General features: G+C 67.3%; 6 protein-coding genes. 3 read left to right on the top strand and 3 right to left on the bottom strand.

All coding sequences use genetic code 11. The features are described from left to right. A partial coding sequence (locus tag VB737_RS14695) for a DnaJ domain-containing protein (protein ID WP_500314056.1) occupies window positions 1-282 on the bottom strand: 282 nt, incomplete at its 3' end. Continuing rightward, window positions 282-1019 carry a nucleotide exchange factor GrpE gene (grpE, locus tag VB737_RS14690; protein WP_500314055.1) on the bottom strand — a complete coding sequence of 246 codons (738 nt, stop codon included), beginning with the start codon at window positions 1017-1019 and terminating at the stop codon, window positions 282-284. The genes grpE and VB737_RS14695, both read right to left, overlap by 1 nt. Before the next feature lie 147 nt (window positions 1020-1166). On the opposite strand from grpE, the gene VB737_RS14685 reads away from it, so the two are divergent. From VB737_RS14685 to VB737_RS14675, 3 genes are read left to right on the top strand one after another with little or no spacing between them, the layout of a single operon-like run. Next, window positions 1167-2624, top strand: coding sequence for a GspE/PulE family protein (locus VB737_RS14685; RefSeq protein ID WP_500314053.1), 1458 nt, complete (start codon window positions 1167-1169; stop codon window positions 2622-2624). A 5-nt stretch (window positions 2625-2629) separates the two neighbouring features. Further along, a complete protein-coding gene (locus VB737_RS14680; protein WP_500314052.1) occupies window positions 2630-3709 on the top strand; it encodes a type IV pilus twitching motility protein PilT in 1080 nt (359 codons plus the stop codon). A gap of 8 nt (window positions 3710-3717) precedes the next feature. Next, complete coding sequence (locus tag VB737_RS14675) at window positions 3718-4971, top strand: type II secretion system F family protein (RefSeq protein WP_500314051.1); 1254 nt, start codon at window positions 3718-3720, stop codon at window positions 4969-4971. Window positions 4972-4974: 3 nt separating this feature from the next. Here the strand turns inward: VB737_RS14675 and VB737_RS14670 are convergent. After that, window positions 4975-5344, bottom strand: a 370-nt coding sequence (locus VB737_RS14670; RefSeq protein WP_500314049.1) for an NAD(P)/FAD-dependent oxidoreductase, incomplete at its 5' end; no start/stop codon positions are given.

Genomic DNA, 5344 nt, shown 5'->3' with positions numbered 1-5344 from the left:
GAAGAAGGTCTCGAAGAGGTCGGCGAAGCCGCCCATGTCGCCCATGTCGGGCATGCCGCCGCCGCCGCCCAGGCCGGCCTCGCCGAACTGGTCGTAGCGGGCCCGGGCCTGGGGATCGCTGAGCACCTCGTAGGCCCGGCCGATCTCCTTGAAGCGATCCTCCGCCGCCGGATCCTTGTTGACATCCGGGTGGTACTGGCGGGCCAGACGCCGGTAGGCCTTCTTGAGGCTGTCGGCATCCACGTCCCGGCTGACACCGAGGAGCTCGTAGTAATCGGCCATCAGTCGGACGTCCCCTCGCTGGGAGGCGCCGACGTGTCGGAACGGGACCCACCGGAGGGACCGGGACCCATCGACACCTTGACCAGGGCATGCCGCAGCACGCGGCCGTCGAGGTGGTAGCCCCGTTGCAGCTCCTCGATCACCACGTCCTCCGGATGCTCCTCACTGGGTTCGCGCAGCACGGCCTCGTGAAGCGAGGGATCGAAGGGTTCCCCCTCCACCCGCATCGGCGAAACCCCCAGCTGCTTGAACACGTCGACCAGCTGTTTATAGAGGTTCTGATAACTGCGATGCAGGCTCTGGGCCTCCTCGCTCTGGGGGTTGAGCTGCTGGCGGGCCCGGTCGAAGTTGTCCACCACCGGCAGGATCTCCGTGAGGGTGGTGCAGGTGATGTGCAGGCGCTGATCCTCCTTGTCGCGGGTCTGGCGCTTGCGGAAGTTGTCGAAGTCGGCGGCGATGCGCATGTACTGGCCCCGCAGCGACTCGTTCTCGCTGCGCAAGGCCGCCAGCTCGGCCTCCAGCTGGCTGACGCGATCAGCGCCGCTGTCCGCGTCCGGCGGGGCCGCGGGGGCGGCCGCGTCCTGGGCCCCGGAGCCCTGGGCGGAGGTCGTGGGGTCGGTGCCACCGTCGGCGTTCACCGGCAGGGTCTCGAGGAGCTCCTCCACCCGGGCCGCGTCGACCGCGCCCTCCCGGGGATCGATCCGTTCCTCATGGGGGGGAGTGATGTCGCCGGTCATGCGTTCTGGCAGGGATGTCAGATGCCGTTATGTTGAATGCCCAGGAGCCCCCTCCACAAGCGGTGGAAGCCCGCACCTCGGCCGCGCTCCTTCGCCCAGTTTCGCTCCCAGTTTCGCTCCCAGCTTCGCTTCCGATCCTTCCCGTCGATGCCATCAGAAGGTCTCACCCAGCGCCCGCAGGTCACCGGTGCGGAGCACACCTCCCTCTTCCGCGACCTTGACCTGGGTCAGGCCGCCACTCCCCAGGGGCCGATCACGCCGGAAACCGAGGACCTGGAAGCCAGCAGCTCGGGCGAGGGGGTCTCACCGGTGATGAGCCTGGTGGACCGGATCCTGATCGAGTCCCTCACCAGCGGCGCCAGTGACATCCACGTGGAGCCCCAGGAAGATGGCCTGCTGGTCCGCTTCCGGCAGGACGGCGTGCTGCGCAGCATCGACAAGCTACCCCGCACCCTGATTCCTGCGGTCACCTCCCGCTTCAAGATCATGGCCGACCTGGACATCGCCGAACGGCGGATGCCCCAGGACGGTCGGATCCGCCGCAACTTCCGCGGCCGCACCATGGACTTCCGGGTCAGCACCCTGCCCGGCCGCTACGGCGAGAAGGTGGTGCTGCGACTGCTCGACAGCGGCGCCACCCAGCTGGGCCTGGACACCCTGATCACCGACGAAGAGGCCAGGTCCACCCTGCGGGACATCGGCGCCAAGCCCTTCGGCATGATCCTGGTCACCGGCCCGACGGGCTCCGGTAAATCCACCACCCTCTACGCCTTGCTCTCGGAGCGCAACGACCCCTCGATCAACATCTCCACGGTGGAGGATCCGATCGAATATGCCCTGCCCGGCATCACCCAGACCCAGGTGAACCGGGAGAAGGGATTCGATTTCAGCTCCGCCCTGCGGGCCTTCATGCGGCAGGACCCGGACGTGCTGCTGGTGGGCGAGACCCGCGACCTGGAGACCGCCCGCACCGCCATCGAGGCGGCCCTCACAGGCCACCTGGTGCTCACCACCCTGCACTGCAACGACGCCGCCAGCGCCTTCGCCCGGCTCGACGAGATGGGGATGGAGCCCTTCCTGGTCAGCGCCTCGCTGCTGGGGGTGGTCTCCCAGCGGCTGCTGCGCCGCCTGTGCAGCGAATGCCGGACCCCGTACCACCCGAACCACAGCGAGCTGGCCCGCTTCGGCCTGGTGGCCTCCGACGAGACCGACATCTCCTTCTACCGCGCCAACACGGTGCTGCCGGGCTCGGAGGGCTGCTGCAGCGCCTGCCAGGGGCGGGGTTACAAAGGTCGGGTGGGGGTCTACGAAATCCTGCGCATGAACGAGACCCTCTCCGCCGCCGTGGCCAAGCGGGCGACGACCGAGGAGCTGCGGCGCCTGGCCCTGGAGAGCGGCATGAAAACGCTCCTCGGCTACGGCCTCGATCTGGTGCGGGAAGGCCTCACCACCCTCGAGGAGGTGGAGCGCATGCTGCTCACCGACACGGGCCTGGAATCGGAACGGCGCGCCCGGGCCCTGAGCACCCTCACCTGCCGCAGCTGCGGGGCCGGCCTGGAGGACGAATGGTTGGAATGTCCCTACTGTCTGTGCGTTCGGACCTGAGCAGGATGGATCTCCTCATCGAAGACCTGATGAAGGAACTGGTGAAGGCCGGCGGCAGCGACCTGCACCTGTCCGCGGGAAATCCCCCCTACGGCCGGTTCAGCGGCCAGCTGCGTCCCATCGTCCAGGATACCAAGCTCACCGAGGAGAGCTGCAACCGTCTGATCTTCTCCCTGCTCAACAACGCCCAGCGCAAGAACCTGGAGCAGAACTGGGAACTGGACTGCTCCTACGGCCTCAAAGGTGTGGCCCGGTTCCGGATCAATGTGTACCGCCAGCGCGGCACCTACGCGGCCTGCCTGCGGGCGCTCGGCAACTCCATCCCCAGTCTCGAGAAACTCGGCCTGCCCCCCATCGTCGAGGAGATCAGCAGCAAGCCCAAGGGGCTCGTCCTTGTCACGGGGCCGACGGGCTCCGGCAAGACCACCACCCTGGCCGCTTTGATCGAGCACATCAACGCCACCCGTTCGGAGCACATTCTCACCATCGAGGATCCGATCGAGTTCACCTACAGAAACGACAAGTCGATCATTCACCAGCGGGAACTGAATGAGGACACCCGCAGCTTCTCGAACGCCCTGCGGGCGGCCCTGCGGGAAGATCCCGATGTGATCCTGGTGGGGGAACTGCGCGACCTGGAAGCGATCCAGTTGGCCATCACCGCCGCCGAGACCGGCCACCTCGTCTTCGGCACCCTGCACACCAGTTCCGCCGGCCAGACCGTCGATCGGATGGTGGATGTGTTCCCGGCCGGCCAGCAGACCCAGATCCGGGTGCAGCTGAGCGGCAGTCTGCTGGCGGTCTTCTCCCAGACCCTCTGCAAGAGCGCCGAACCCAGCGGCAATGGGGCCTTCGGCAGGGTGATGGCCCAGGAGATCATGATCAACACCCCCGCCATCGCCAACCTGATCCGGGAAGGCAAGAGCTCCCAGCTCTATTCCCAGATCCAGACCGGCGCCAGCCAGGGCATGCAGACCCTGGAGCGGGCGCTCGCCAACCTGGTGGAGGAGGGCAGGGTCACCCGCGAGGAGGCGCTGCTGAAGACCACCAAACCCGAGGAGCTCGTCCGACTGCTCGACCGCTGAGGAACGCCATGACCGCCTTCGTCGTCACCTACACCACCAAGTCCGGCCAGCGCCGGGAGATGACGCTGAACGCCGACAGCCCCTCCGTCGCCCGGCGGGAGCTGCGCCGTCGGGGCATCCTGGCCAACACCCTGGTGCGCAAGGAGACCCCCAAGGTTCCCCAGGCCGCCGCCGTCAAGAAGACGCCCTCCTCCTTCAGCGGCCTGGCCGACCTGCTCGAGGGGCCGGTGACCATCCGCGACAAGGCCCTGTTCGCCAACAAGCTGTCCGCCCTGGTGGATGCGGGCGTGCCGATCCTGCGCAGCCTCGACCTGATGCGGGTCCAGCAGCGCTCCAACAAGATGCGCCTGGCCCTCGCGGGCATGACCCAGGACGTCAACCAGGGCGACAGCCTGGGCAACGCCATGCGCCGCTGGCCGAAGGTGTTCGACAACCTCAGCATCGCCCTGGTGGAGGCGGGTGAGGCCGGTGGCGTCCTGGACGACACCCTCAAGCGCCTGGCCAAGCTGCTGGAGGACAACGCCAAGCTCCAGAACCAGATCAAGGGGGCGATGAGCTATCCGGTCACGGTGCTGGTGATCGCCATCGCCGTGTTCCTGGGCATGACGATCTTCCTGATCCCCACCTTCTCGAGCGTCTTCGAGCAGCTGGGGGCGGAACTGCCCCTGTTCACCCAGATGATGCTGAATCTGAGTGAATTCCTGCGCTCCTGGCGAGCCCTGATCCTGCTGGCGGGCTTGGTGGGCTTCGCCTTCTGGGTGGTGTCCACCTACAACACACCGACGGGCCGCCGCCAGATCGACGGGCTGCTGCTGAAGCTGCCCCTGTTCGGCGAGCTGCTGCAGAAATCGGCCAGTGCCCAGTTCTGCCGCACCCTGAGTTCCCTCTCCAAGGCGGGGGTTCCGATCCTTCTCTCCCTGGAGATCGTGCGGGAAACGGCCACCAATTCCGTGATTTCCGATGCCATCATCTCCTCCAAGAATGAGGTGAGCGAGGGCATGCCCCTGAGCGCCGCACTGCGGCTGAAGAACGTGTTTCCGGAGATGTGCGTCAACATGCTGGCCATCGGCGAGGAGACCGGCGAGATGGACGCCATGCTCTCCAAGGTGGCCGACTTCTACGAAGACGAGGTCAGCACCATGGTGAAGGCCATGACCTCCATGCTGGAGCCGGCGATGATCGTGCTGGTGGGCATCATCGTGGGATCGGTGCTGCTGGCCATGTATCTGCCGATGTTCTCGATCTACGAGCACGTGCGCTGAGCCCTACGCACCCGGGCGCTGAGCCGCCAGGGCCTGGCCCGCCAGCCAGCCCGAACTCCAGCAGTGCTGGAAGTTGAAGCCGCCCGTCACACCGTCGACGTCCAGCAGCTCCCCCACCAGGAACAGGCCCGGCCGCAGGCGGCTCTCCATCGTGGCCAGGTTGACCTCCGCCAGGGGGATGCCGCCGGCGGTGACGAACTCCTCGCCGAAGGGGCCGCGGCCGGAGACCCGGTAGCGGCTGTCGCGCAGGGCCGTCACCAGGGCCTGCTCCTGGCGGCGGGGGAGATCGGCCCAGCGCAGGCTGGCGTCGACCCCCACCAGGGCCAGCAGGTGCAGCCAGAGGCGGCGGCTGAGGTCAGGCCAGGGCCGCCAG

Origin of the sequence: Synechococcus sp. BA-120 BA3 (genome assembly GCF_034931285.1) — a bacterium.
Taxonomy (GTDB): domain Bacteria; phylum Cyanobacteriota; class Cyanobacteriia; order PCC-6307; family Cyanobiaceae; genus Cyanobium.
The sequence above is the reverse complement of the archived record's forward strand: the minus strand, read 5'-3'. Positions and strand labels throughout refer to the sequence as shown.

Bases quoted from the DNA above. Each gene is read 5' to 3' on its own strand.
- VB737_RS14675 (WP_500314051.1), top strand. From the start codon at position 3,718: ATGACCGCCTTCGTCGTCACCTACACCACCAAGTCCGGCCAGCGCCGG.
- VB737_RS14680 (WP_500314052.1), top strand. From the start codon at position 2,630: ATGGATCTCCTCATCGAAGACCTGATGAAGGAACTGGTGAAGGCCGGC.
- VB737_RS14685 (WP_500314053.1), top strand. From the start codon at position 1,167: ATGCCATCAGAAGGTCTCACCCAGCGCCCGCAGGTCACCGGTGCGGAG.
- grpE (WP_500314055.1), bottom strand. From the start codon at position 1,019: ATGACCGGCGACATCACTCCCCCCCATGAGGAACGGATCGATCCCCGG.